We start from the raw sequence: 25,266 nt of genomic DNA on the forward strand, positions 1-25,266 counted from the left end.
AAACCTAATGAAAAAAACTTACCATTTCCCCAGTATACTGCGCACCCCCACCCCAGCAAAGCTTACCTGGCTTCTACTACTATGTATTTACATGGTAAGTAGTTTACATGCAACCGCATGGTCCATTTCTGCCGGATGGCGCGAAGGAAGTATGCCCGAAAGCTCATCCTCCAATGTAGCTAAACCTGCTTTTGCCACACAACAGGTCGTCAGTTTCACGCTGATAAATGCGGATACGAACAAAGACATTCAGCTTCTGAACACTGGCAGCACCTTAAATCTGGCCGAACTACCTACCCGGAACTTGAATATCCGTGCGAACACAAATCCTGCTACAGTGGGGAGTGTGTCATTTGCCCTGAGCGGCACCTTGGCCAAGGCAGTTATCGAGAATGGTGCGCCCTATGCGCTTTTCGGAGACATTAAAGGAAATTATAATGCCTGGAAACCCGCTGTTGGCACTTATACCTTAGAGGCAATACCTTATTCGGCTTCGAAAGGGACCGGCACAGCGGGAACGCCCTACCGTATCTCCTTTACCGTAGTTGATAAGTCCGAAATAGCACAAGAGATAAAAGTTAACTTTCAGGACCCTACCACCACGCCTCCAACAGGTTGGGTGAAGGACTATGGCCAGCCGTTCGGCCTCCGCTCGGGATCTGCCCTGACCTATGGCTGGAAAAAACGTTCTGATGGCAGCCCCCTGGACCTGTCGGTAGGTGGCACCACACCTGGCAACGGCCGCAACCGCGGAGTGCCTGCTGATGTGTTGCTTGCCACCTTGCTGCACATGCAGGCCAATGATGTGATCAGTACTTTCAATGGCACCAAAGAAGAAGGTTTTTGGGAGGCAAAGGTGGTTAATGGCATCTATGATGTTACAGTTTCTGCCGGAGATGCCGGCGTATACCCGAATCCGGAGAGCCACAGCATCAACGTAGAGGGCGTCAGAGCCATTACTAACTTTGTTCCCTCCGGCGCAACAGGTAGCTTAACCCGTTTTAAAAGCGCTACGGTGCGGGTTACGGTTACCGACGGCCTACTCACAATTAACGCAGATGGTGGCACCAATACCAAGATCAATTCCGCCCGTATCGTTCCAGTGTCAAGCGGCCCTTATACATACTGGTCTGCCAACGCGCAGTACCTGAGCATTGACAACGCCAGCACCACGACCAAGACGTTTTCGGCAGAACTGGGCAACTCGGCTAAGCAGACGAGCGTCCAGTATAATTTATCGGCTACTTATAGTGCCGGGGGCAGCGGCTGGCTGCATTTCGATGCCACACACTACGGAAGTGAGCCAAATGTAACGTTCGACTATACCGCCGCCAGAAGTTTGCCGCTGGGTACTTACAAAGCAACCGTTTCTGCCGCGGCACCAGGCTTCAGCACCGGAACAATGCTGGTGCAGGTAACAGTTTCGGCTCCGCGCCCCTATGTTATTTCCTCCACGCCAGCTGATAAAGCCACAAATGTGAGTGTTAACACCTCCAGCATTGCGGCCAATAACCTGTATGTGCCGGAGGTGGCGGGCTACAAAGGAGGGGTCGACAACGCCACTATTACCAGTTCTACCGTGAAGCTGTTAAAATTGGGCACCACTACCACGGAAGTATTAGGTGTGGTGCAGGGTACCGGCGGCGGCGATGCCATCAGCTTTTCGCCCACTTTCGCACTCGAGCCTAATACAACCTATAAGTTTATGGTTACGGATGGCGTCAAATCTTATAGCGGCGCTGCCTTTATTCCGTATGCGGCCACCTTTACCACCGGCGCTGTTATTGAATCCGGCGAGCAACCGCTGGCAGTGGAATTCTCCAAAGTACCAATGGCAGGCACCCTGAACAAGAAGTATACTTCGCTGGTTATTGGCCCCGATGGCAAGTTTTATGCGCTGCGGCTGGATGGCACCCTGGAGCGCTATACAATAAATCATGCCGATGGTACCCTCAGTGGTCAGCAAGTTATTTCCATCCTTGTCCAGAAGTATGGCCCCCGCTCTGCTGTAGGCCTCACGTTCGATCCAGCTTCCACGGCTACCAACCTGATTGCGTATGTTTCCCACTGCTCCTCCGGCCTGGATTCTGCGCCCGAGTTTGATGGAAAGATATCCCGGCTAAGCGGTGCCAACCTGGAGAAGGAGCAACTTCTGATTACTGAATTACCCCGCTCCGCCAAAGATCACATGGTGAACAGCCTGGCTTTTGGGCCTGACGGAGCCTTATACTTTGTGCAGGGCAGCAACAGCTCGATGGGCAGCTACGACGGCACCTGGCAACGCAACGAAAGCCTGCTTTCGGGAACAGTGCTGCGCGTGGACATGAAGAAACTCAGCACCGTTACCCTGCCTTTGCATGTGAAAACGACGACCGATCTGAACGTGATCAAGAATGCGCCTGCCACTTCCATGCGCATGTCAGACAATAGCTACAACCCGTATGGCTCCAGTGCGCCCCTCACCATTTATGCCTCAGGTATACGAAACGGCTACGACCTGGTGTGGCATACCAACGGCCAGTTGTACGTACCCGCAAACGGATCAGCAGCAGGAGGCAACACGCCAGCCTCTGTAGCGGGCACACGCCGGCCGGATGGCACGTTTTACAACGGCCCCACGGTGCCGGCAACCACTGGCGTGCAGGTGCAGAATGACTGGTTGTTCCGCATAAACCCGTTGAAGCCTGTCGGCTATTTCGGCCACCCCAACCCTATGCGGGGCCAGTATGTGGTAAATAGAGGCTATGCTGATAACCCACTTTATCCGACAACGCTGCAGGCGGATAAAGACTACCGCGGTGCTGCTTTTAACTTTGAGCTCAACAAATCACCTAACGGCGCACTCGAGTATAAAAGCGATGCGTTTAATGGTGCTCTGAAAGGCAAACTGCTGGTGTGTCGCTTTAGTGGTGGTGGAGATATTATTGTGCTTGAGCCAGGTTCTATGGTGAAAAGCCCTACGGTAACATCGGCCAGCAGCGACGACAAGATCTACAACATCACTCATTCGCAGACGGGCGCCGGTACCAGCGGCCTGGTCGGCATGTCGGGCTTCATTAACCCGCTTGATTTGGTGGAAGATGTGACGACCGGCAACCTGTACGTAAGCGAGTATAACTGGAATAATAATACAACCAGAACTTCCCAGATTACTTTACTGCGTGTAAGCGACGCCTCCAACACCGAAGGTTTTGCCACGGCCTTTCCGCAGCAGATTGCAGCAACCGAAGTAGTGGGAGCCAAAGATTCTGAAGTCACCAATTATACCGTCACCATAGCAAACACCGGCAACGGCACCCTGAGTGTACAGGATATTGAGATCGTGGGGGCAGATGCTAAAGAGTTCAGAATGAAGGGGGCACCAAACGCCAAACCTAACAAGCCGATTAAAATTCGAAAAAACAGCTCCATCACGTTTAATGTTGCCTTTAATCCTACTACCAAAGGCAACAAAAAAGCAATGCTGCAGGTGGTAAGCCATAAAAAAAAGCAGGACCAGGTAATTGGCGTCGCTTTGAACGGAAGAGGCATAGTGTATGAAGAGGCAGCGGCTTCACTAGTTGTTGCAGCGGCAGCCAGCGATTCGACTGAAATTAGCAACACGTTAGCTACCACAAAAGCAGCTATCCTTGATGGCAAAGGTCCGCACCTGCTGGTTTTCCCTAACCCAAACACTGCGGGCAGTAAGATCTATATTGAGTTGGAGCGTTTCGGCAGCAAAGAGCCGGTTACCCTTACGGTACACAATGCGCTTGGCCAGGTGGTACTAGCAAAAACATTGCGCACCGATGCGCAGGGCTTTGCTACGACAGAACTGCCTGTTGCCAGCTTGCTGTCTTCGGGCATGTATGTGATCCAGGCAGAGGCAGCATCCGGCACGGTTCAGACCAAACTGATTAAAGAGTAATGCTTTGCCGTTTATACTTGCTGTGCGGCAAGTATAAACGGCAAAGCATAAACTGAAACAACAAAACAGCCTCTGCCTAAAAAGCAGGGGCTGTTTTGTTATCACTTCCGAAGATCAATCGGTAAGTATTAATTCAGGTAGATCAGGAACCGGGTGCCTGCATCAATGCTGCTGCTTACTTCAATGCGACCGCCCATAGCTTCTATGTGCGTTTTCACAAGGTATAGGCCAATGCCTCTTCCATCAGAGTGTGAATGAAACCGCTTGTAAAGCTTAAATATATGATCTCCCGCTTTGACCATATCGAACCCTGACCCGTTATCGGTAAAGGTTATGAGCATGCCTCCGTTTGTATTGCTCAGGCACTGGATCGTTACCTGCAAAGCCCGCGAAGCAGATCTATACTTGATCGCATTAGATAACAGGTTATAGAAGATACTGTAGAAGTACGCCTTGTTGCCCCGCACCCAGGTATTCTCTTCGATCAATACTGTTGCCTGCCCGCCACAACCTTCAAGCGACTCCTGCAAACTGGCGATCGCCTGACTGCAAACAAGCGCCACATCTACTTTCTCCTTCCCGATCGTGTCTTTATTATCCCGGATAGACAGGATCATGCTCATGTCTTTCAGCACATTGTCGAGGCTGACAATACTTTTCCTGAGGTTAGCCAGTGATCTATCGAACAGCTCCGAATCTTTCGCTGCCTTTGTCAGCAGCTCTGTTAAGCCCAAAGCATTGGCCACAGGCGCGCGCAGGTTGTGCGACACGATGTACGTAAACTGCTGCAGATCGCCGTTCTGCCGGTATAGGTCCTTTGCCAATTGCGCCAGTTCCAGCTCTGATTTTTTCAGAGCGGTGATATCCGTTTGTGCGGTTACATACCGGCACAAGTTGCCCTGCGCATCGTAAATAGGGTTTACCTGAACGGAGAGCCATACTTCCTCGCCACTTTTGGTAAAGTTCAGAATGTCGAACGTTACCGCTTCACCTTTTATCATCCGGTCCTTCACTTGCTCAAACGCCCTGCTATCTGTTTGACCAGTATGCAACAGCTCCGAAGGCCGTTTTCCCAGTCCTTCTGCCAGGCTATATCCTGTCAGTTTTGTAAAACCTTCGTTCACCCATTCTATGCGGCGGTCCACATCTGTAATAATAACGCCGTTGGTGGTTTTGCTGGCAACCAGCGAAAGTGTTTCGAGTTCTTTTTTTGCCTGAACTTTCTCTGTCACGTCGCTGAAATAAACCGAAAGGCCGTCGTTAGAAGGAAAGGCTTTCACATCCAGCCACCTATCCAGTGCCCGGAAGTACGCTTCAAAACTAACAGCTTTGCCCGTATCCAGCGCTTGCCTGAACTGTTGGTAAAATACGCCGTTTGCCTCTGACGGCAGGATGTGGCAGATGTTCTGATCCAATACCTGGTGCCGGTCCACTTGCAGCAGCCGCTCAAACTCCTGATTCACATAGGTCAGGTTCCATGCTTTATCCAGTGTAAAGAATGCCTCTGTTATACTTTCAAAGATCGTGTTCAGCTTCCGCGCCTGCTCTTTAATGGTGTTATGCGAATCCACAATAGCAGTGACATCCCGCACGATGGTATACACCCCCGTCCGGGCATCTGCTCCGGTTACCGGTATTTTAATAATGTAGAACACCCGGCGGCCGATCTGGCTAAAGTTTATCTCCAGATCAAACCGTACCTGCTGTCCGGCCAGCGCTTCCCGGCGTTTGGCTTCACAAATGGCCGCAGCATTCTGCGGCAAAAGGTCTGCCAGCATACAACCAAGTATGTGCTCCTTCTCCATTCCGAAATAACGAAGCACCACCGGGTTCACATCCTTAATAATGCCTTCCGAATCCTCAAAAAGCACCATATCCGGGTTATTCTCGAACAAAGATTTAAAACGCTGCTCACTTTCCTGCAACCTTTGCCGTGCCAGAATGCGCTCCGTTACATCACGGGAGCTGAGCACAAAAGCTTTGATATAAGGGTTCTGCAGCTGATTGCTTGCGGTGGTTTCCAGCCAGCGCCACTGCCCATCAGCTGCTCTGAAGCGGTATTCCGACAGGCTCAAATGTTGGCTGCTATGTACAAGCTGCTTAAAAGAATGTTTTGCCTTGGCGACATCTTCAGTATGCACAAACTGGAAAGCACATTTACCCATGAGCTGTTCGGGGCTATAGCCCAGCTTTCTGGCAACGGCGCCTCCGCTATACTGAAATTTGGCTTCTTCGTCAAGCAGGCCCAGCATATCAAAGCCGTTGTCAATCAGGGCCTGGTGCAGTTCATTTACTTCCCGTAGTTTTTCCCATGCCATCTTCTGATTAGAGATAGCTCGACCGATGCAGAAGAAAGCAGCGGCTTCGCTTGACCAGGAAGCAGACCATTGCAGCAGCACTTCCCGTCTGTGCTTGTGCAGGCAGCTGTTCTCGAAAAGTATACTACCGGCACTCTTTTTTAACTGCTGCAGGTGCAGCAACGTACCGGAACGATCCTGGGGGCGCACAAACGTAGTAAAGCGCTGCCCAATCAACTCTTCACTGCTATACCCTAAAATATCCTGGCAAGCATTACTTATACTTACAAAACAACCCTCTCCGTCTAAACCGCAGATTATATCAGGAGCGTACTGCATTACTTTTTCCAAAACGTTTACCTGGTTACCAGTTTCCATGCAATTTCTACAAAGGGAGTTATCTTTCTTAATTTATATATGCTGTTATACTTAGCATTTATCAGCTCATCAAATATTACCGCTTCAGCATACTTATTAATGTGTATGTAAGTGCTAGATTCCTTGGTTTTAGCTTCTACAGCGCATCAGTCAGTTGTTAGTTAATAAATAAAATGCATACCATCAAAATTGGCTTTTTATTTAAATCATACCTTAAACCTGTGCAAAATTTTAGCTCTGGCAATCTAGTGCCGTGAGACTTTGTTGAAGCACCTGGAATAAGCCAAACAGCAGGCACTCAGCTAAAATAAAGCAGCAGGTTCGACTTTATCCGTATTTTTGCCGTTAAACAGGTAGGCAGCTTACTTGCAAGCTGCCTACCTGTTTGCAGCAGGTAAGCCTGCCTTAAAATAATTTTTTAACCCAATTCTAAACCACCTATGGTACTACTAAAGAAAGGGACTATTGCAGCCGCATTGCTAATGGGTTCTTTGTGTTTTGGCCAAGCCGCTTTTGCGCAGCAGGCTACTACGCCGGCAACCCAGAAAGCGCAAACCTCACAAAAATTCTCTGATGCCGACCTGCAACAATTTATTAATGCAAACCTAAAGGCGACTGAGATTCAGAAGAAAGGCCGTGAGGACATGGTCGCTGCCATTAAGGAGCAAAATCTCACCCCCGAACGGTTTAATGAACTGGCACAGGCACACCAGCAGAAAAAGCTGGACGAAGTCGCCAAAGATCCGGAAGAAATAGCTGCTTTCAGCAATGCCGCACAAGCCGTAATCAAAGTGCAGCCTGTCACCAAAACTAAAGTTGACGAAGCAATTAAAGCAGAAGGACTGACGGTAGAAAAGTATGAAGCCATGCTGAATGCCTTCGAAAACGACCCCGCTGTTAAAGCCAAAGTCGCTGCCCTTATGTCGAAGCAATAACATTTTAGCTCACTCCTGCAGCACTTTTTCTGGTGCTGAAAAGGAGTAGTGCAGTAAGCCATAATCAGAAGTGCCGCCAGTAGCAGGCGCTTCTAATTATGGCTTACTGCTATCTGAAACCCTGTTGTTTTACCTGCTTACTGGCAGCTCCCCTGCTGACAGGCAGGCAGTACAGATACTTTTCCCCATTCAGCCCGACACTCTAAGCTTTTACTGTTACTTTTGCAAGGCCATAACCTGCTGCTATACTTATGCTTGCAGTTTAAGTTTGGCGCGGCAGTTTACTTTATAGTATAAATATGACACAACACGGATCATCTATCATTGGCCTGAAACAAAACGCCGGACAGTTCTGGCTGCTGATGCTCATTACCGGTTTTGTAGGAGCAATGGTTGGCCTGGAGCGCGCGGTTATTCCCAAGTTCGCAGAAACCATCTTTCACCTGAACCGCAATACAGCGGTGCTCTCGTTTATTGTGGCCTTCGGCCTGGCAAAGTCGGTCGCTAATATGCTGATGGGGCAGCTTTCGGTGCGTTTCTCGCGCAAGCAGTTGCTGCTGGCAGGCTGGCTGCTGGCCCTGCCGGTGCCGTGGCTTCTGTTTTACGCCTCCAGCTGGTGGTGGGTGATTGCGGCCAACCTGCTGCTGGGTTTCAACCAGGGTATCGCCTGGACATCAAGTGTGGTGATGACGCTGGACTTAGTGGGAGAAAAGCAGCGGGGCTTTGCAATGGGAGTTAACGAGTTCTCAGGCTATGTGGCCGTAGGGCTTGCTTCGTTTCTGGCTGGGTACATAGCTTCAGCGACAGGGCAGATTACATATGCATTTTTGCCGGGCATCGCCTTTTCAGTTACGGGCGTAATTTTTGTGCTATTCTTTTTGCGCGATACGCATGTGCATGTGCAGGCAGCAACTGTGCAAAGTAAAATCCCGTTGCTGCCCAATGTATGGCGCGATACAACCTGGCGCCACATTAACCTGGGCCCTGTAAGTCTGAACGGCTTTTTCACCAAAGTTAACGACGGCATTCTGTGGGGACTGCTGCCCGTGGTGCTGGCCTCCAAAGGCTACTCGCTGGTGCAGATTGGCTTTTTGGCTGGCGTGTACCCGGCTGTTTGGGGCATTGGGCAGTTGTTTACCGGCAAGCTGGGTGATACGCTCTCTAAAAAGCACCTATTAAGTATAGGCATGCTGGTGCAGGGCACGGCCGTAGCCGCCTTGTTTTTTGCAGATTCCTACACGGCCATGCTGCTCACGCTGGCTGCCGTAGGAGCAGGTACGGCCATGGTGTACCCTATCTTTAATGCAGTGGTGGCAGACAATACACATCCCAGCCAGCGGTCGCAGAGCCTGGGCATCTTCCGGTTCTGGCGAGATTTTGGGTATGTAGGAGGAGCCGTTGCAGCCGGACTGTTCAGCGACATGTTTGGTGTGAGCGCGGTATTGCTGGGTGCCGGTCTGTTAACGATTAGTGCCGGAATCTTTTCGCAAATCCGGATGGAGGTCAGCCAAACAGTGACCGCTTCTTAGCACCAAGCGTTAAGCTGTTGCAGTGCTGCAGATGTGGCACCAACGTAGCAGTAAAGATTATTCCTGTTAACTACAAAAGCCAGTGCCCCGCTGCTGCCTTTCTTAAGAAAAGCAGCAGCGGGGCACTGGCTTTTAAGGGATTGTTGCGGCTACGCCACAGTTTTTTACTGCTTCAGCAGTTTGCCCGAACCTCTTTTACCGCCTGCGTTCAGCTGGTAAATGTACAGGCCATTCTGAAGCGCTGCCGTTGAGTAGGTAACATCGTAAGTTCCTGCCTCCTGTACTTTATTCACCAACACCTCTACTTTCTGACCTTTGCTGTTATACACAGCCAGGTATACGCGTCCTCTTTCCTGCAAAGTGTAAGAGATGGTAGTTGCTGCCTGGAACGGATTGGGATAAGCAAAAGCACGCGCAGCATTTTCTACCTGGTTGATGCGCTTTGCATCGAGCGCAGCAACTGCGTTAATGGCTGGTGCAGTAGTAGCCGTATAGTTCAGCGTCAGGTAGTCCACGTTAGGGCCACTGAATCCTTTGGCAGTTGCTCTGATGGTGTGTGCGCCTTTCGTCAGGTATACGACAGGGCCGTTATAATAAGCCCAGCTCTCCCAGCTATAAGTAGTCTCAAAAGGATAAACAACTGCTTGTTTGCCATCTACAGCCAACTCCAGCGGCCGTTGGGGTTCCCTTCCGTTTGAAAAACTAATTCCCAGGCTGTAAGCTCCCGCAACGGTTACGTTTACGTTCCACTCAATATAATCATCCAGGGGATTGATGAAATCAACAAAGCCGGTGCCACTGTACCCTACGTGGTCGGTAGCAACTACAGCACCGCTTAGGGTAGCATCTTCAGCCTCCAGCTTTACAGCGGCAGGTTTCTCTATCGCTATCACCATATAATTCATCTCTGAACCGACAGCAGGCTTTGCCAGGTTTCCGCCAAGTACAAACGCTTGCGGATACAACTCTCCATACCCGAGCGACTTGCTGTATACTTCATAGTAGCTGGAGCCCGGATCTGTAGTATGGATTACATCGCCTGTCTTCGTCCAGTCCTGAAGCCAGTTTGGCAGTTCTTTACCTCTTGGGTCGTAAGCAACATATACGATGGCATCCTTTTTAAGGAACATCGTCAGGAAATCAGTGTCCGAAGCACTTTTATCGTTGTTGGCAGTCTGGATAAAAGAAGCACCCTGCAAATAATCCGGCACGGAAGTAACGGTGTAGTCGCGGTCGGTAAATACTTTTATGCCGGCTTTTAACTTAGCTACGTCGTACGTAGCCCCGCTGCTTGCTGATACCTGTGTGATCATATCATCCGCTTCAGGTTTCTCTTCAACCGGTGGTTTTGCTTCATTGGGGGTGCGGACCTCAATCCAGTCCACGTAAAAATCTTCGGGGGATGTCTGGGTATCTTCGCGCCAGCCAAAATGCCCCAGTTTAGAATATGTGGAGTCGATGGCTTCTAGAAGAGGGGTTTTGCCGTAGCCGTTGCCATTACCTTTGTCAAGGTATACCTGAATAAGGCCGCTCTCGTAGCGGGCAATTCTAAACTTGTACCATTTGTTGGGTTTCAGATCAGGATGCAGCACCACCTCATCCAACACTTCCGGATACAAGATATTGTCTGTGGCACGCGCCAGGGTAAGGCGGCCGCCGGAGTTTGGGGTATAGGTTACCACATAAGCGCTATCACTGTTCAGGTCTACCTGCCCGAAGATCAGGCGAAACTCACGCCAATAGCTGTTTGTAAAGCCTTTCGCCGCCGTCTCTATTACATAGGCAGGAGCATCCAGTGCGCGTTTTGTAAGCAGTGTTCCACCGATACCGTCCACCCTGTTATGGGCGCTTCCATCCCCCGCCGACCAGGAACGATAGGCCTGCCACTCATCTCCCAGAAAGCCCTGGTTAAAATCATCTCTGAAGAGAACTTTACCGGACTGCGCAAAGAGCACGGAAGGAGCAAGCAGGCAGCATAAGAACAGGAATAGGAGGCACGCCTTAAAAGCAGCGTATTGATCAGTGAATAAACTTTTTTTCATAAAGCTTAAGGTTTGAATTAGTCGTTGTTATAAAGTACTGAAATGATGTTTTCATCGTATGTCAAAGACCTGCTCTGCACGTATTCAGAGCACCACTTTTGCAGGAGTCCGGCTACTCGCTTCCCTACAGCCACATTTCAATTGGGTTTGCCGCAGCCTCCTCTGCTGTAAACCCATCCGATAGGCTCTAGGGATAATTTATACGTGGTGCGCTCACCCGCTCTGCCTCATGAACGGAAAGGGCATTCCGCGCGTAGCATTATACTTGCAAAGGTAAAAGTATGCTCCCGGACGATCTTGTCTTTTTATGTTGTTTCTTATTCTATGGTATTTCTTCTATTCTCATCAAGTGGTAATTCACTTCTACGTTTGTTCTTCATTTATAGGCAATCGCGGCCTGCGCTTTCTTTTTTATACCTGTTTCTGCTGCACATGAGGGCCATTTGAACGCCTTGGTTATCAGCCCGGGTGCGTAGCAAAACTTATTGAAATGGCTTTCTCCCACACCTTCCTTTCCGCTTCAAAATAAACAACAACCAACTGGCTATCAATATACTATATTTTTGCCATACAGGCAAGTAACCTCTTGCTATTACCTGGTACAACCCTTGCCGTGTTACAAGCGTTTAAATCTGAAACACTAAAAGTTTTTACTATGGATAAACTAGAATTAAAAGGCCGATGGAATGAGATCAAAGGAAAGGTGAAGCAAGCCTATGGCGACCTTTCGGATGATGACCTGCGCTACGAAGAAGGTAAGGACGACGAATTGTATGGCCGCCTGCAGCAAAAGACAGGCAAAACACGCGATGAAGTGGTACAATGGCTGAGAAGCTTGTAATACTGCCTTGTATATAAAATACCCTGAAGTCCGGCTTTTAGCCGGACTTTTTTGTAGTGCTTCCCTGCCACGTATACTTAAGGAGTGTTGATTTATCAGCCCGGCAGCAGGAGCCTATTATCAAATTTGTTATATTTACTTATCATACATCAAACAATAACATATGGAATATAGAAGATTTGGACGTACTGGCTGGCAAGTGAGCGAGGTGGGGTATGGCATGTGGGGCATGGCCGGCTGGACGGGCTCTGACATGGAGCAATCGGACCGCTCGCTGGACATAGCCGTAGAAGGCGGTTGCAACTTTTTTGATACGGCCTGGGGTTATGGCGCCGGCCTAAGTGAGCAGATTCTGGGCCGCCTACTGAAGCGGCATGCTGAAAAGCGCCTGTACTTTGCCACTAAAATTCCGCCGAAGAACATGAAATGGCCCTCCCGGCCGGAGTATAAGCTGGAAGACTGTTTTCCGGCAGCTCACATCATTGAGTATACGGAGAAAAGCTTGAAAAACCTGGGCGTGGAAACCATCGACCTGCAGCAGTTTCATGTGTGGGAAGACAGCTGGGCAGACAACGAAGAGTGGCAACGGGCCGTGGAACAACTGAAAGCTGACGGCAAAATACAGCACATGGGGGTGAGCGTGAACCGCTGGGAGCCTGAAAACGTGCTCAACACGTTGCGTACCGGCCACATCAGCGCCGTGCAGGTGATCTATAATATTTTTGACCAGGCGCCGGAAGACGAACTGTTTCCCCTCTGCGAAAAGCTGGACGTAGGCATTATCGCACGCGTGCCGTTTGATGAAGGTACTTTAACAGGCAACCTGACCAAAGACTCTACTTTTCCGGAAGACGACTGGCGCAGCACCTACTTTGTGCCCGAAAACCTGAACTCCAGCGTAGACCATGCCAACCGCCTGAAGCCGCTGGTACCTGAAGGCATGACGATGGCAGAAATGGCTCTGCGTTTTATCCTGAGCAACCCCAACGTCGGCACGACCATACCCGGCATGCGCAAAGCCAACCACGTAGCTTCTAACCTGGGCGCCAGCGACGGAAAAGGCTTGCCGAAAGACCTGCTGGAAGAATTAAAGCAACACCGCTGGGACCGCGAACCGACTGAGTGGTCACAATAACAGTATACCTTGTTCCTGCAGCAAAAAGCCTTTGATCATCGCATCAAAGGCTTTTTTGTTTTTGGAAGGTAATTCTTTAGGTTCTTTTTAGTAACTAGAGCCTCCTTAAAAAGCGAAGAGCGGAAGTATACATGAAGTTTAAAAAGATATGCAAGGCGTTTGATGCCCTCACCCCACAGGAGCTATATGAGGTGCTGCGCCTGCGGAGCGAAGTATTTGTAGTAGAGCAAAACTGCGTGTTCCTGGACATGGACAACAAAGACCAGCAGTGCCAGCATTTATTACTGTATAGCGGCGAGGAGTTGGTAGCTGTAGCCCGTCTGGTACCGCCGGGCTTATCTTATGCCGATGCCATGTCCATCGGCCGCATCGTGACTGCTCCGTCCGTACGCGGCACTGGGGCAGGAAAAGTGTTAGTAGACGATGCCATAGCAGAATGCTACCGGCAATACGGCAGCGGCCCGATCAAAATCGGCGCACAACTCTATGCCAAAGGCTTTTATGAGTTATTTGGCTTTGTACAATCCGGCGAAGTATACGATGAAGATGGCATCGACCACATCGAAATGACCAAAGAATAGCCTTCAGTGCGGAAGCAAAGTATTCTTTCAGCGGCCTTACCGCTTTCTGTGTGAGCCCTGCGTTTTATCTTATCGCAAGGACGCCAGGATGTATACTACTTTCGCTATCTCAGAACATCTGTATAAATGCAGCTTTACGGCCTGCAGGCGAAGTATAAATGCTTGCAACATATTCTTACTAAACATTATTTATGTCAGATCTTCCTCAACCAAACCCAGCTATACTTACCGAACTGGTAACTATGAAGATGCCTTTTGGCAAGTATAAAGATACTATACTTTGTGATCTGCCGGTGTCGTACCTGGAGTGGTTTCAGCGCGAGGGCTTCCCGCCGGGAAAGTTGGGTATGCAGCTGGCCACGCTCTACGAAATCAAAACCAATGGGCTAATGTACCTGCTGGAGCCGCTGAAGCGGATGAATCAGAAGCGGTACCGCTAGCTACTACATAAAACCGAAAAAAGCTCCTGTCCTGCCGTTCGCAATGATAGCAAAATGGCAGGACAGGAGCTTTTCCTTTGCTTTAGTCAGGTAATCAGATATTCTGCTTCTTCATCTCTTTTACGGCATAGTCTACCGCACGGGCAGTTAAGGCCATGTAGGTGAGCGAAGGGTTTTGCGTGGAAGTAGAAGTCATGCAGGCACCATCGGTGACAAACACGTTCTTGCAGGCATGCAGCTGGTTCCACTCATTGAGCAGGGATGTCTTGGGATCTTTGCCCATGCGCACGCCGCCCATCTCATGTATATCCAGTCCCGGCGCCTGTTTCGAATCGTTTGTCTGGATATTTTTGAAGCCGGCATAGGTAAACATCTCCGTCATCTGCTCAAAATAATCCTTGATCATCTTCTCATCGTTGTCGTCGTAATCAATAGAGACGCTGAGTTGTGGTATGCCAAAGTCATCTTTCTGCGTTTTGCTGAGCGCCACATAGTTCGTTTCCTTCGGAATCGTCTCTCCCATCATATGGGAGCCCACGCGCCATCCACCCAACGAAGGATTCAGTAAGCTATCTTTCAGGCTGGTGCCCATTCCATCGCTTTTTGAACCTGATGAACGGTAGGCACTAAAGCCGGCCGCATACCCCCGCAGAAAATCCGTTTCCTGCGTATGCAAGTTGCGGAAGCGCGGAATATACGGGCTGTTGGGGCGGCGTCCGTCCGTAGTGGTGTCCAGGTGGCCATCATGCTCCGCCGAAATGTGAGCCCGGTAGTTATGGAAAGCCACATACTTGCCCAACAGCCCACTGTCGTTGCCCAAACCATTCGGGAAGCGGTTAGAGGTGGAGTTCAACAGCACCAGATTGGTGTTCAGCGCCGCTGCATTCACAAAGATGATGCGGGCATAAAACTCCATCATTTCCTTAGTATGCGCATCAACCACACGCACACCAGTAGCTTTACCCTTCTCCTCATCATAAATAATAGAGTGCACCACCGAATCGGGGCGCAGGGTCATGTTGCCTGTGCGGGCAGCCCAGGGAATGGTAGAGGAATTGCTGCTGAAGTAGCCGCCAAACGGACAGCCCCGTTCGCAAATGGTGCGGTGCTGGCATTGTGCCCTACCCTGCTCCAGGTGAATGGGTTGCGGTTTGGTGATGTGCGCGGCACGGCCCATAATGATATGCCGGTCGTTATACTTGCTGCCTACTTTTGCCTGAAAGTATTTCTCCACATCGTTCATCTCGTGAGGTGGCAGAAACTCGCCATCAGGCAGGTTGGGCAGGCCGTCTTTGTTACCAGAGATGCCGGCAAACTTTTCTACATAGCTGTACCAGGGCGCGATATCTTTATAGCGGATAGGCCAGTCTACAACAAAGCCGTCGCGGGCAGGGCCTTCAAAATCAAAGTCGCTCCAGCGCTGCGTCTGGCGGGCCCACATCAGCGATTTTCCGCCTACCTGGTAGCCGCGTATCCAGTCGAACGGCTTCTCCTGCACATAGGGGTGCTCGGCATCCTTCACAAAAAAGTGCTCAGTGCCCTCGTAAAAAGCGTAACACTTGCTGATGATCGGGTTTGCCTGCGCCACCTCATACGTCAGTTTGCCGCGGTGCGGAAACTCCCAGGGGTTCAGGTTGGTGGTAGGATAATCTTTGATGTGCTTTACATCCCTTCCGCGCTCCAGCACCAGCGTTTTTAAGCCGTGCCCGGTGAGTTCTTTTGCTGCCCAGCCTCCGCTGATGCCCGATCCTATCACAATGGCATCATAGGTCATGTTTTTAGCTGCGTCTGTTGCAAGATTTGCCATACTATCAGGAAAGGGTTTTTGATTTTTTTACCGGTACACTACCATAATAATGGCCCGGTATCATTTCGTATTTTACAAGGTTGGTCATCACGTACTCGCTGTTCATATACCCGCGTACGGTGAGCTCTTTTACCAGCGAGTAGAACTGCTTCTGCTCTTCTTTGTTAGACGACTCCAGTTGCTCCAGCAGTTTGGTACGTTCGGCGCTGCTACATGCCCGAAACGATTTTTCATACTTCTTGCGGGCCATGGCCTCTACCGTATTCAGACCATCTTTCAGATTTGCCTGCGTCTCTTTATCGTAGCAGTCGGCCACCATTCGCTGCACAAAGTGGTGTACATCCAGTTCTTTCGCACCAGGCGTATCCGTTTTGGGGATAATGGTATCTACTACATCGCCCAGGAGTTCCTCCTGGCGCAGCGTTAGTGCAGGACCGCCGGCTTGTGCAGCGGCTTTTTTACTGGTCAGGTCACAGGCTGGTAGCGCAACTAAGCCGGTAATGGCCACGGCCATATTCCTGAGCACAATTCGTCTATTCATAATTCAGCTAAACTTATACTTCTTGTTTTGTTGGCTGCCAAGGCAGGTGATGGTTCATAATTCGTCGTATCCGGCAGCAGGCATTCGTCCAACATATTACAAACTTTTTTAAAGAGATACAAATGCACGGGTAAGCACTTCATCGGTCTCCCTCTTCTGCATTGTTGCCATACGCAACCTAAGCGAAGCTTTTAGCCTTTCTTTCGTTCCATGCCAACGCTACGTGTTCAACCTAAAATGCTGCTTCCTGGTTCAACTGCTGCAGGCAAAATCTGCATTTAATGGCCTTTACCACAGATAAGAGCGTCGTATTTTAAGCATGCAGGTGATTCTGCCGCAACCGCATAGCTGTTAAAGCAACTTTCCGGCCGCTACTCCGCGTATAACACCCGGCTTACGGACCATCCGGACAAATGAACCCGTCCGGAAGTATGAGCGCCAGGCACTCCAGGCTTTGATTATACTTACAGTACCTGAGTAGCAACCTACAGATCAGTTCCAGTGATTCATGTCAAAACAAGTATAGCCTGGCCTGGTATTGAGCAGTTTAAGCATCACCCAGTTTTCTTTTTAGAATTATTTACTTAGATTATCCTATTAAATCTGTACCGTACCCGCTGCGCCTGATTAAAAGCAACCAGGACGCACTAATGAAAGTGCATACTAAAAACATGTTATTTATGAGAACAACAAAGTGGATCATCGGCCTGCTATGCGCAGGTTTGCTGGCCTTCGCCTGGTTGCCGGCATTGGCCCAGCAGCACACCATTGGCATTTTTGAAAAAAGCAGTGATGTGGGAAACGTGCTGAAACCCGGTTCTGCCACCTACGACCCTGCCACCCACCAGTATACGCTTGCTGGTTCAGGCTATAACATTTGGTTCGATCATGACGAATTCCATTACCTCTGGAAGCGCATGAAAGGCGATTTTATACTTTATACCCGTGCCAAACTGCTGGATAAGGGCGTGGACCCGCACCGCAAAGTAGGCTGGATGGTACGCTCCACACTGGACGGCAACTCACCTCACGTGAACGCCGTGGTACATGGCGACGGGCTGACCTCCCTCCAATACCGCGAAGCAAAAGGCGACAGCACCAAAGAGATCAAATCCAAGCTTTCGGGTGCCGACGTGATCCAGCTGGAGCGCAAAGGCAACACCTATACTATGCGCGTGGCTAAATTCGGCCAGCCCTTCGTAACCGAGCAGGTAACCGACCTGAACCTGGGCGATGACGTATACGTGGGCTTGTTTGTAGGCTCCCACAACAAGGATGTGCTGGAGAAAGGGGCCTTCCAGGATGTGCGGATTACGGTGCCCGCCCACCAAGGCCTGGTACCCTACAAAGAATACCTGGGCAGCAACATCGAACTGCTGGATGTGCATACCGGCAACCGTGAAATCGTTTATACTTCGCCCAAATCACTGCAGGCGCCTAACTGGACGCCGGACGGCAAGAGCCTGATCTATAACAGCGACGGCCTGATGTATACCTTCGACCTGGATACACGCCAGCCTACGCAGCTTAACACCGGCACTGTTACCAATAATAACAACGACCATGTGCTTTCCTTCGGCGGCAAGATGCTGGGCCTGAGCAGTGGTGTGGAGAAACTGGGCGGCTCCATCATCTATACTGTGCCGGTAACAGGCGGAAGCCCGACGCAGATTACACCCAAAGGTCCCTCTTACCTACATGGCTGGTCGCCGGATGGCAAAAGCCTGGTCTTTACCGGACAGCGCAACAACGAGTTCGACATTTACCGGGTGCCGGCCAAAGGCGGCAAAGAGGTACGGCTGACTACTGCCAAAGGGCTGGACGATGGACCAGAATATACTCCCGATGGCAAGTATATTTACTTCAACTCTAACCGCACCGGCACCATGCAGATCTGGCGTATGAAAGCAGATGGCACTGAACAGAAAGCAGTTACCAACGGCGAATTTCACGACTGGTTTCCGCATATTTCGCCTGATGGCAAGTGGATCGTGTTTATTTCCTTCCTGAAAGATGAAGTAGATGCCGGAGATCACCCGTTTTACAAGCACGTATACCTGCGCATGATGCCGATCAGCGGCGGCGAGCCAAAGGTAATTGCCTACGTATACGGCGGCCAGGGCACCATCAACACGCCATCGTGGTCGCCGGACGGCCAGAAGGTCGCTTTTATCAGCAATTCGGTTTTTGCCGCAGCGCAGGCTGAATAACGCGTTTCATCACCCACTTGCCTCACCTTTAACTAAAACACATGACAACAAGACGTGATTTTCTGAAAAGCTCCGGCTACATGGCACTGGGCGCACTTTTCCTCCCCGGCTTGGCAAAGGCTGCCACCCGGCCCGCAAACTTGCAGGATGTAGGTCTGCAGCTATACAGCGTGCGCGAGAATATGCTTGCCGATGCAACCGGCACCCTGAAGCAGTTGGCGAAAATAGGCTACAAAGAACTTGAGTCGGCTATGAGCGAGAAAGGAGCCTACTATGGCCTGGAGCCAAAAGAAATTAAAAAGCTCACGCAGGATTTAGGCATGACACTCCGAAGCGGCCATGTGCACATTAGTGACGACTGGCAACGCACGGTAGACAATGCTGCTGAAACCGGACAGGAGTACCTGGTTTGCTCTTCCATGCCTTCTAAAGGGCAAACAATAGCCAATTACCAGCATGCGGCCGAGGTGTTTAACCGTGCTGCCGAAGATTGCAAAAAGGCGGGTCTTCAGTTCGGTTATCATAACCACGACTACGAGTTTGAAAAGGATAATGGCCAAGTATTATATGACGTACTGATCGAGAATACTGACCCGGATCTGGTAAAGATGGAAATGGACATTGGCTGGCTGGTGCTCTCCGGTTACGATCCGATTGTCTATTTTGACAAATATCCCGGCCGCTTCCCGCTGTGGCACCTTAAGGATATGAGCAAGGCGAAGAAGCATAGCACCGAGTTTGGCAAAGGAGACATCGCCATTAAGAAGATGCTGCAGAATGCAGATAAGTCGAAGATGAAGTACTACTTTGTAGAACAGGAAGAGTATAGTGGCGCTGCAATGGACGCCATGAAGTATGACTACAATTACCTGCAGAAATTAAGCCTCAAATAACAGCTGCTTTCTCCGTTTACAAACAAAAAAGCCGGACCTACTTTGTACAGGTCCGGCTTTTTTGTTAGGTATACTTTTGCGCTGCTAAATATCTGAATAGTCGGTGTTGTGCAGCAGGATAATATCTGCATGCGAGACATTTTTAGCATACCTAGGCTGGCCATTCAGTTGCTTCCACTCCGGATCATCATTAAATGTTTTCCAATGTGCTTCGCGTGCTGCCCTGTTCTCAAAGGACGTCATGTACATCAGGTTTGGCATTTTGCTGCCTGCCAGCACATCGGCGTAGAAAACAGCATTGAAGCCCAGACGATTGAAAAGCTTGATTTCGCCCACATTAAACTCCGACACTTTGTTCTCGTGCCGTTCATCCGTAGGCGATTCATAGCTGCGCAGCTCATAGATCCGTTCGCCTGGTGCTGAGGAGAGTTTAGGCACATGCACCTCCGGCATGCCCGAGAAGGCCCCCAGCAAAATTGTTTCGTAGCGGTTGTAAGCTGCTTTATCCTGGGCTGCCGCCAGAAAATCTTTCCCGGCTGTCTGGTACTGCTTGTCTTTTGCAAGTGTCTCATCCAGCTTGAAGAATTGATCTTGTGAGTTGAAAGGGACAAACACATACACGAGCTGCTCTAGGGAGCTGGTGGCAGCGGTGGTATCTACAACGGGCTTAAATACGCCTACTTTGTTAATGCCTGCGCGGTGCAGCGCGGGCAGGTAGGCCTGCTTCAGGTATTGGTCCAGCCGCTCCTCCTGGCTGGCGCTGCTTAGGTGATATACTTTAAGCGCAAACAACGGAGTACTCGCTTTTGGTGCAGCAGCAGAGGCCGGCTTAAAATTTACCAGACAAAGCACCAGAAGACAAAGGCTCAACAGGTGTAATTTTCTAAAGTTTATGTGCATCATTGCCAGTTTATTGAATTGAAGAAAGGTTTTACTACGTCTAAACTAACAAAATAGTCGGACTAAACCTCTGGCAGCTGCCCAACTTTTAATGAAAAAACAGGTGCTTGCCTCTGTTACAGTCCTGTTTATACTACATTTTTATACTTGTACTTCATTTTACACTTGCCGACCGGCCTTTTTGCGGGACTACGCCGCAGGGCTACTGCTTTAGATCAGGTCTGTACAATAGTTATCCCAGTACGACATCAGCAGTTTATCGCCAAATGGGGTAAAGGCTGCTCCTAGCCCCGGTGTTGGGGTAAATTCGCCAAAAACAGCCCCTTTATCCGTTGCATAGAAATCTATCCGCACAAAGATCTCATAGGACTTGCTCAATTTTACAGCACACGCATACATCTCGTCATAGCATTCGGGCCTATCTTGGTGGGCCGCTTCTCCATAAATTGTGTTTATATTCCGAAGTTGCTCCCATTTCGGATCATAAAAGCTTGTAAAGCCTTCATGCGAACTCATCCTGTTGATTACCTGCACAAAGGCGAGCTGCCCGTTGAACATATAAAACTTATAGTCATTCGGAATCCTGTATTCCCCCTCTTCCGTCCGGATAAATTCCTCTACCAAAAACTCAATCAGGGGGTTCTCCTGCACTACTTTTTCCAGGAAGCTCACAATCTCTTCAGGCGTGTAGTTGCGATGATCCATCAGGTTCATCGTGTTATCCATCAGGAAGACACAATTACAGGAATGCCCAATGGTAGGGCGGATAACATAATGCGCCGGCAGTTTGCTGAAATCTATCTGACGGCAGTTTCGCCCTTTCCAGTAGAGTTCCGGCACTTTACAGCCATGCTTATGGGCAAACTCACGGGCATTATACTTATTACTTAGCTTCCGTTGCCAATTCTCCACATCTTTCCATTTCTCCAGCGGGTCGGCAGCTTTCATAGGTGTGTTACGCACCTCTTCCGCATTCTTCGCTTCCCAGAATATCTCGTGCCGGTATTGCATACGCCTTCCAAATTCTGAGCCTCGCCTGTTCACCCTTACCCCAATACTGCGGAGCATTCGTTTAATTTTTTTCTTGAAAACTGCTTTTAACATCATACCCTGTTATAGCAAAGAGTGTCGTATTTTAAATTGAAACCTTGTGTTGCCAGCGGCTTTTGCCGGCACATACGCATGGCAGTCTGTTACGGATTGGTTATTCAGGCGTCCTTTTTCTCAGAATAGCGGTAGCAAATCTTCTTCACAATACTCCTCCGGAATTTTTCCGGACCTGCACAGCAACCTCTAACATGGTTAAATGTTGTTCTACTCCGGCAATTCTTTCATTCTTTTATAACGTAGCACCTGGCGTATAAACCTGCAAAAACACCAAAGCCCCGATCTCCCGGGGCTTTGGTGTTTTATACAGAGCTACCTACTCAGCGTGTACCATATCGACCTGTACCTCTATTGGGTCAGAATCCTGGTAGGTGTAGGTAGACTTTCCTTTAAATGAACCGTCTTTTAGCTCCATTATCTCATAATCCTGCAGCTCAGAGGCAGAGGGGCCATAGAGCAGGTGGGTTTCATTTTGTGAAAACTTCCAGGTACCATTCTCAGTGCTGCTTGTTGTTTGCTGTGAATAAGTACCATTGTTGTTAAACTTAATCTTGGTGCTTCTTATCGTAGCAACTTCCGGGTCTGTCGTTACGGTATCTCCGTCAAACAGTATGTCGGATATCTTCCAAGTCTTGGCAGTAAGATAACTTTGGTTGATCGAAATAGGGGTTGGATCTTCCTCATCATCTTTACAGGACGACAGGTTAAAAACAATAGCCACCAACAGTAAGGTAAGTAATTTAGCGTTTTTCATATTAAAAAGGATTGTTTTGTTTGTTTAAAGTTAACTGGCATTCCTGCTTTGTTCCGATCATCTTTAACGGCAAAATTTTTATACGCAGCACTCTAACCGGCCGCGCCTGATCGGAATAAAAATGCATATACCTGCGCTTTCTTTTACGAGCAACAGGCGAAACAGGCTTCATTTTGTTCTGCCTGCTTGTACAGCTATGATGTTCTAGAAAGCAGTTTGAACCATGTATATGATTTTCTGAATAAAAAGTTACAGCTAATAGCATAAATTTCTTCAAAGTAGCTGTCTGCCGGTTAAAAGCCTGTTAAAAATTACCGATTGTTCACCATTTAAACTGTTAGCTTCACCTTGTTTTTCAATAAAATAGCGGTAAAAACAACAGAATGGCGGCTCGCTGAGCCGCAGCAATTTATAGTACTGCTTTTTGAATAAATCTTGTAGCAAAGTGCTCCCGCAATCTTAACCGCGCCCGTACCGGAGCAGCGTAAAGCTGCCTGGCACCTCCAGAAAATATTGTCGCAATTAAATAAGCACAGAAGTATCATCTTCGATAGCACGCTTGTTCGCTTTGTGGCGCACTGTGGAATTTCCTATCGTCAGGATAATGAGCCCTGTTATTGCGCAGAGCGCCATCACCGCCACCATCGGCAACACGGTATTGTTATGCAGAATGCTCACGGCAGCAGAAACAATGCCGCCCATGGCCATCCGGAAGCTACCCATTAAAGCAGAGGCACTGCCCGCGTGCTTAGTGAATGGCGCCAGAGAGAGCGCAGAGGCATTTGGGTTTGTGAGCCCCTGCCCTGTCAGAAACACGAACAGCAGCATAATAAGGCTATACTTGCCATACCAGCCGTACCAACTCCCCACTACCAGCAGCACCCCCACAATTGTCTGGTAAATTAAGGTAACACCTACGATCTGCTCGCTTTTGAATCGCTTTAACAGGATGTGGTTCAACTGGGTAGAGCCAATCATGGCAAAGGCCAGAAACGCAAAGATCCAGCCATACTCCTGTTCACTTACCCGGTAAATGTTCATAAAAACATCCGGTGAGCCGGCAATGTAAGCAAAAGGAGCAGCCGTCGCGATGCCCCCCACCAGCGCATAAATCAGGAACTGCGGCTGTTTTAGCACAGACAGGAAGTTGGTGAGCACTGGCTTTGGTCGCAGCGAAATAGTGGCATCTGCACTTTTACCTTCGGGTAACACAAAAAATACGCCTAGCAGAATAAGAGCTGTGATAGCTGCCAGAGTGATAAAGATAGAATGCCAGCCGAAAGCAGCCGTAACATAACCGCCCACGGTCGGAGCCACCATCGGGGAAACAGCGATCACAAGAGTGAGCAATGAAAAAGCTTGTGCTGTTTTGTTTACAGGAAACAGGTCGCGCACCAACGCCTGCGAAGCCACCATACCGGCACACCCGCCAATCGCCTGCAGAAAACGCATGAACATCAATTCGTCCGCCGAGCGCGTCATGGCACAGCCCACAGAGGTGATCAGGTAAACGACCAAGCCGATAGCAAGCGGCGTCTTACGCCCAAACCTATCGAGTAGGGGGCCATACAGCAGCTGACCAACTGAAATACCGATCAGGTAACTGGTTAAAGACAGCTGCACCTGGTCGATGGTGGTATGCAGGTCTTTGGCAATGGCTGGGAAACCCGGCAGGTACATATCAATGGAAAAGGGGCTGATCGTAGCAAGGGCTCCCAGTATGAGTATGATGGTAATATATTCTTTACGCGACATGTAGTTTTAAAAGATGCAAAGGTATAAGAATCACCTGTACTTACGTAAGGCAACGGCTGAGGCAGACGCAAAATGCACCTGCCTCAGCCGCTAGTATACGCAGGCAGTGTAGAATGGGAGTATCTGTTGCAGCATTTACGTATATGATGGCGTATACTTTCCTGTTTACTTTGGTGCAGGCAGCTAACTGCTTTCAAATACCGGCCACTATACCTAAGTATGGTGCAGAAAGTACTACGGGCTTACCCGCCAGAGATGTTTGCAGAAGTAATGCAGGAAGTTTAAAACAATGGCCGAAAAATAACTGAGTTGCTATGGAAAATAAGATCATACACGAGGAGCAGTACCAACAGTTTACTCTTAAGTTAGGGGAAGAAGACGCCGAACTGGCTTATGCTCTGCCAGCAGCAGGCGAGATCAACTTCACGCATACGTTTGTACCGGCAGTTGCACGCGGAAAAGGCATTGCTACAAAACTGATCGAAGCCGGCTTGGCCTATGCGCATGAACAGGGGCTGAAGGTAAAAGCATCTTGCCCGGTTGTTGCCCGCTACCTCCAGGCACACCCGCAGCAGCCCTGAGTAAAAATTAACCGAAAAGAAGTCCCAAAATAATAGGACAACTTTTTCAGGTTTATACCTTATTCTGTGTGTTTAATTTTATAAATAAAGCCTCTGTAAAGCTATTTAAAGCCTTTAGCTTATCATTTAATTGCAGTACTATTTTGCTATTTTTTTACTTCACATCTCGCTTACCTTCTATTTATTTAAATAAAATAACAAAATAATTTGGTTAGTTCTGCCGCTATTTATTAATATTACATTATACTTATATAATTGTAAAGCAGACAACAAACAACAGCTAATCCCCCTTAAAATATTGCAACCACATACGCGTGCTACAACTTAGTGCCAAGGCTCTCTATTGCCTTATTTTCAGGGAATAGTGCCTTGCCCAGTGTAGCACAGCATTTAAATACAATAGCATAAAACTATTGTGCAAGACACCTATTGCCTTTTAAATACTACCAGATCAAGCACTACACTACTAAAGCTATCCCTAAAACAATATAGTACAATGAATCATCCCTTAACATCTCTTATGAAAGCACCCAATGCATTCCTCACCCCTGTTCCTGTGGTTAAACATACTAGAATCCAGGTAGGACTGTCATTCTTTCTACTATTTCTGCTACTTAGTTGGAATAGCTTTGG

18 protein-coding genes are annotated in these 25,266 nt (G+C 49.1%); 10 read left to right on the forward strand and 8 right to left on the reverse strand.

What is annotated here, in order from left to right; genetic code table 11:
• Nucleotides 1-91: 91 nt before the first annotated feature.
• Complete coding sequence (locus ABDW72_RS08300) at nucleotides 92-3,907, forward strand: T9SS type A sorting domain-containing protein (RefSeq protein WP_347158075.1); 3,816 nt, start codon at nucleotides 92-94, stop codon at nucleotides 3,905-3,907.
• Between the two features lie 128 nt (nucleotides 3,908-4,035).
• On the opposite strand, the gene ABDW72_RS08305 is transcribed toward ABDW72_RS08300, so the two are convergent.
• Nucleotides 4,036-6,582 carry a PAS domain S-box protein gene (locus ABDW72_RS08305; RefSeq protein ID WP_347158076.1) on the reverse strand — a complete coding sequence of 849 codons (2,547 nt, stop codon included), beginning with the start codon at nucleotides 6,580-6,582 and terminating at the stop codon, nucleotides 4,036-4,038.
• A 440-nt stretch (nucleotides 6,583-7,022) separates the two neighbouring features.
• Here ABDW72_RS08305 and ABDW72_RS08310 point away from each other — a divergent pair, with 440 nt between their 5' ends.
• Together ABDW72_RS08310 and ABDW72_RS08315 are read left to right on the forward strand one after the other, a co-directional pair.
• Complete coding sequence (locus ABDW72_RS08310) at nucleotides 7,023-7,517, forward strand: DUF4168 domain-containing protein (RefSeq protein ID WP_347158077.1); 495 nt, start codon at nucleotides 7,023-7,025, stop codon at nucleotides 7,515-7,517.
• Between the two features lie 299 nt (nucleotides 7,518-7,816).
• The gene (locus ABDW72_RS08315; RefSeq protein WP_347158078.1) at nucleotides 7,817-9,046 is read left to right on the forward strand and encodes an MFS transporter; all 1,230 of its coding nucleotides are present in this window, start codon (nucleotides 7,817-7,819) and stop codon (nucleotides 9,044-9,046) included.
• Between the two features lie 164 nt (nucleotides 9,047-9,210).
• Here ABDW72_RS08315 and ABDW72_RS08320 read toward each other — a convergent pair whose 3' ends face one another.
• Entirely contained in the window at nucleotides 9,211-11,088 is a 1,878-nt protein-coding gene (locus ABDW72_RS08320) for a CBM35 domain-containing protein (protein ID WP_347158079.1), read from the reverse strand.
• A gap of 655 nt (nucleotides 11,089-11,743) precedes the next feature.
• Between ABDW72_RS08320 and ABDW72_RS08325 the strand changes: the two genes are divergently transcribed.
• From ABDW72_RS08325 to ABDW72_RS08340, 4 genes are all read left to right on the forward strand, one after another.
• Entirely contained in the window at nucleotides 11,744-11,929 is a 186-nt protein-coding gene (locus tag ABDW72_RS08325; protein WP_347158080.1) for a CsbD family protein, read from the forward strand.
• 163 nt (nucleotides 11,930-12,092) lie between these two features.
• The gene (locus ABDW72_RS08330) at nucleotides 12,093-13,064 is read left to right on the forward strand and encodes an aldo/keto reductase (protein WP_347158081.1); all 972 of its coding nucleotides are present in this window, start codon (nucleotides 12,093-12,095) and stop codon (nucleotides 13,062-13,064) included.
• A 131-nt stretch (nucleotides 13,065-13,195) separates the two neighbouring features.
• A complete protein-coding gene (locus tag ABDW72_RS08335; protein ID WP_347158082.1) occupies nucleotides 13,196-13,645 on the forward strand; it encodes a GNAT family N-acetyltransferase in 450 nt (149 codons plus the stop codon).
• A 191-nt stretch (nucleotides 13,646-13,836) separates the two neighbouring features.
• A complete protein-coding gene (locus tag ABDW72_RS08340) occupies nucleotides 13,837-14,085 on the forward strand; it encodes a DUF3820 family protein (protein WP_347158083.1) in 249 nt (82 codons plus the stop codon).
• Nucleotides 14,086-14,179: 94 nt separating this feature from the next.
• Here the strand turns inward: ABDW72_RS08340 and ABDW72_RS08345 are convergent, their stop codons facing one another.
• Together ABDW72_RS08345 and ABDW72_RS08350 are read right to left on the reverse strand one after the other, a co-directional pair.
• Nucleotides 14,180-15,892 carry a GMC oxidoreductase gene (locus ABDW72_RS08345; protein WP_347158084.1) on the reverse strand — a complete coding sequence of 571 codons (1,713 nt, stop codon included), beginning with the start codon at nucleotides 15,890-15,892 and terminating at the stop codon, nucleotides 14,180-14,182.
• 4 nt (nucleotides 15,893-15,896) lie between these two features.
• Nucleotides 15,897-16,433 carry a gluconate 2-dehydrogenase subunit 3 family protein gene (locus ABDW72_RS08350; RefSeq protein ID WP_347158085.1) on the reverse strand — a complete coding sequence of 179 codons (537 nt, stop codon included), beginning with the start codon at nucleotides 16,431-16,433 and terminating at the stop codon, nucleotides 15,897-15,899.
• 680 nt (nucleotides 16,434-17,113) lie between these two features.
• On the opposite strand from ABDW72_RS08350, the gene ABDW72_RS08355 reads away from it, so the two are divergent.
• On the forward strand, nucleotides 17,114-18,643 hold the full coding sequence (locus tag ABDW72_RS08355) for a TolB family protein (RefSeq protein WP_347158086.1): 1,530 nt from the start codon (nucleotides 17,114-17,116) through the stop codon (nucleotides 18,641-18,643).
• A gap of 41 nt (nucleotides 18,644-18,684) precedes the next feature.
• The gene (locus tag ABDW72_RS08360) at nucleotides 18,685-19,536 is read left to right on the forward strand and encodes a sugar phosphate isomerase/epimerase family protein (RefSeq protein ID WP_347158087.1); all 852 of its coding nucleotides are present in this window, start codon (nucleotides 18,685-18,687) and stop codon (nucleotides 19,534-19,536) included.
• Nucleotides 19,537-19,620: 84 nt separating this feature from the next.
• On the opposite strand, the gene ABDW72_RS08365 is transcribed toward ABDW72_RS08360, so the two are convergent.
• From ABDW72_RS08365 to ABDW72_RS08380, 4 genes are all read right to left on the reverse strand, one after another.
• Entirely contained in the window at nucleotides 19,621-20,406 is a 786-nt protein-coding gene (locus ABDW72_RS08365) for an NIPSNAP family protein (RefSeq protein WP_347158088.1), read from the reverse strand.
• Nucleotides 20,407-20,646: 240 nt separating this feature from the next.
• On the reverse strand, nucleotides 20,647-21,447 hold the full coding sequence (locus ABDW72_RS08370) for an ATP-grasp fold amidoligase family protein (RefSeq protein ID WP_347158089.1): 801 nt from the start codon (nucleotides 21,445-21,447) through the stop codon (nucleotides 20,647-20,649).
• Between the two features lie 412 nt (nucleotides 21,448-21,859).
• Entirely contained in the window at nucleotides 21,860-22,297 is a 438-nt protein-coding gene (locus ABDW72_RS08375) for a hypothetical protein (RefSeq protein WP_347158090.1), read from the reverse strand.
• A 522-nt stretch (nucleotides 22,298-22,819) separates the two neighbouring features.
• Nucleotides 22,820-24,052, reverse strand: a complete 1,233-nt coding sequence (locus ABDW72_RS08380; RefSeq protein WP_347158091.1) for a Bcr/CflA family multidrug efflux MFS transporter — start codon at nucleotides 24,050-24,052, stop codon at nucleotides 22,820-22,822.
• Between the two features lie 314 nt (nucleotides 24,053-24,366).
• Between ABDW72_RS08380 and ABDW72_RS08385 the strand changes: the two genes are divergently transcribed.
• On the forward strand, nucleotides 24,367-24,633 hold the full coding sequence (locus tag ABDW72_RS08385; RefSeq protein WP_347158092.1) for a GNAT family N-acetyltransferase: 267 nt from the start codon (nucleotides 24,367-24,369) through the stop codon (nucleotides 24,631-24,633).
• The last annotated feature ends 633 nt before the right edge of the window (nucleotides 24,634-25,266 follow it).

It is taken from the genome of Pontibacter chitinilyticus (assembly GCF_039748935.1).
Taxonomy (GTDB): Bacteria; Bacteroidota; Bacteroidia; order Cytophagales; family Hymenobacteraceae; genus Pontibacter; species Pontibacter chitinilyticus.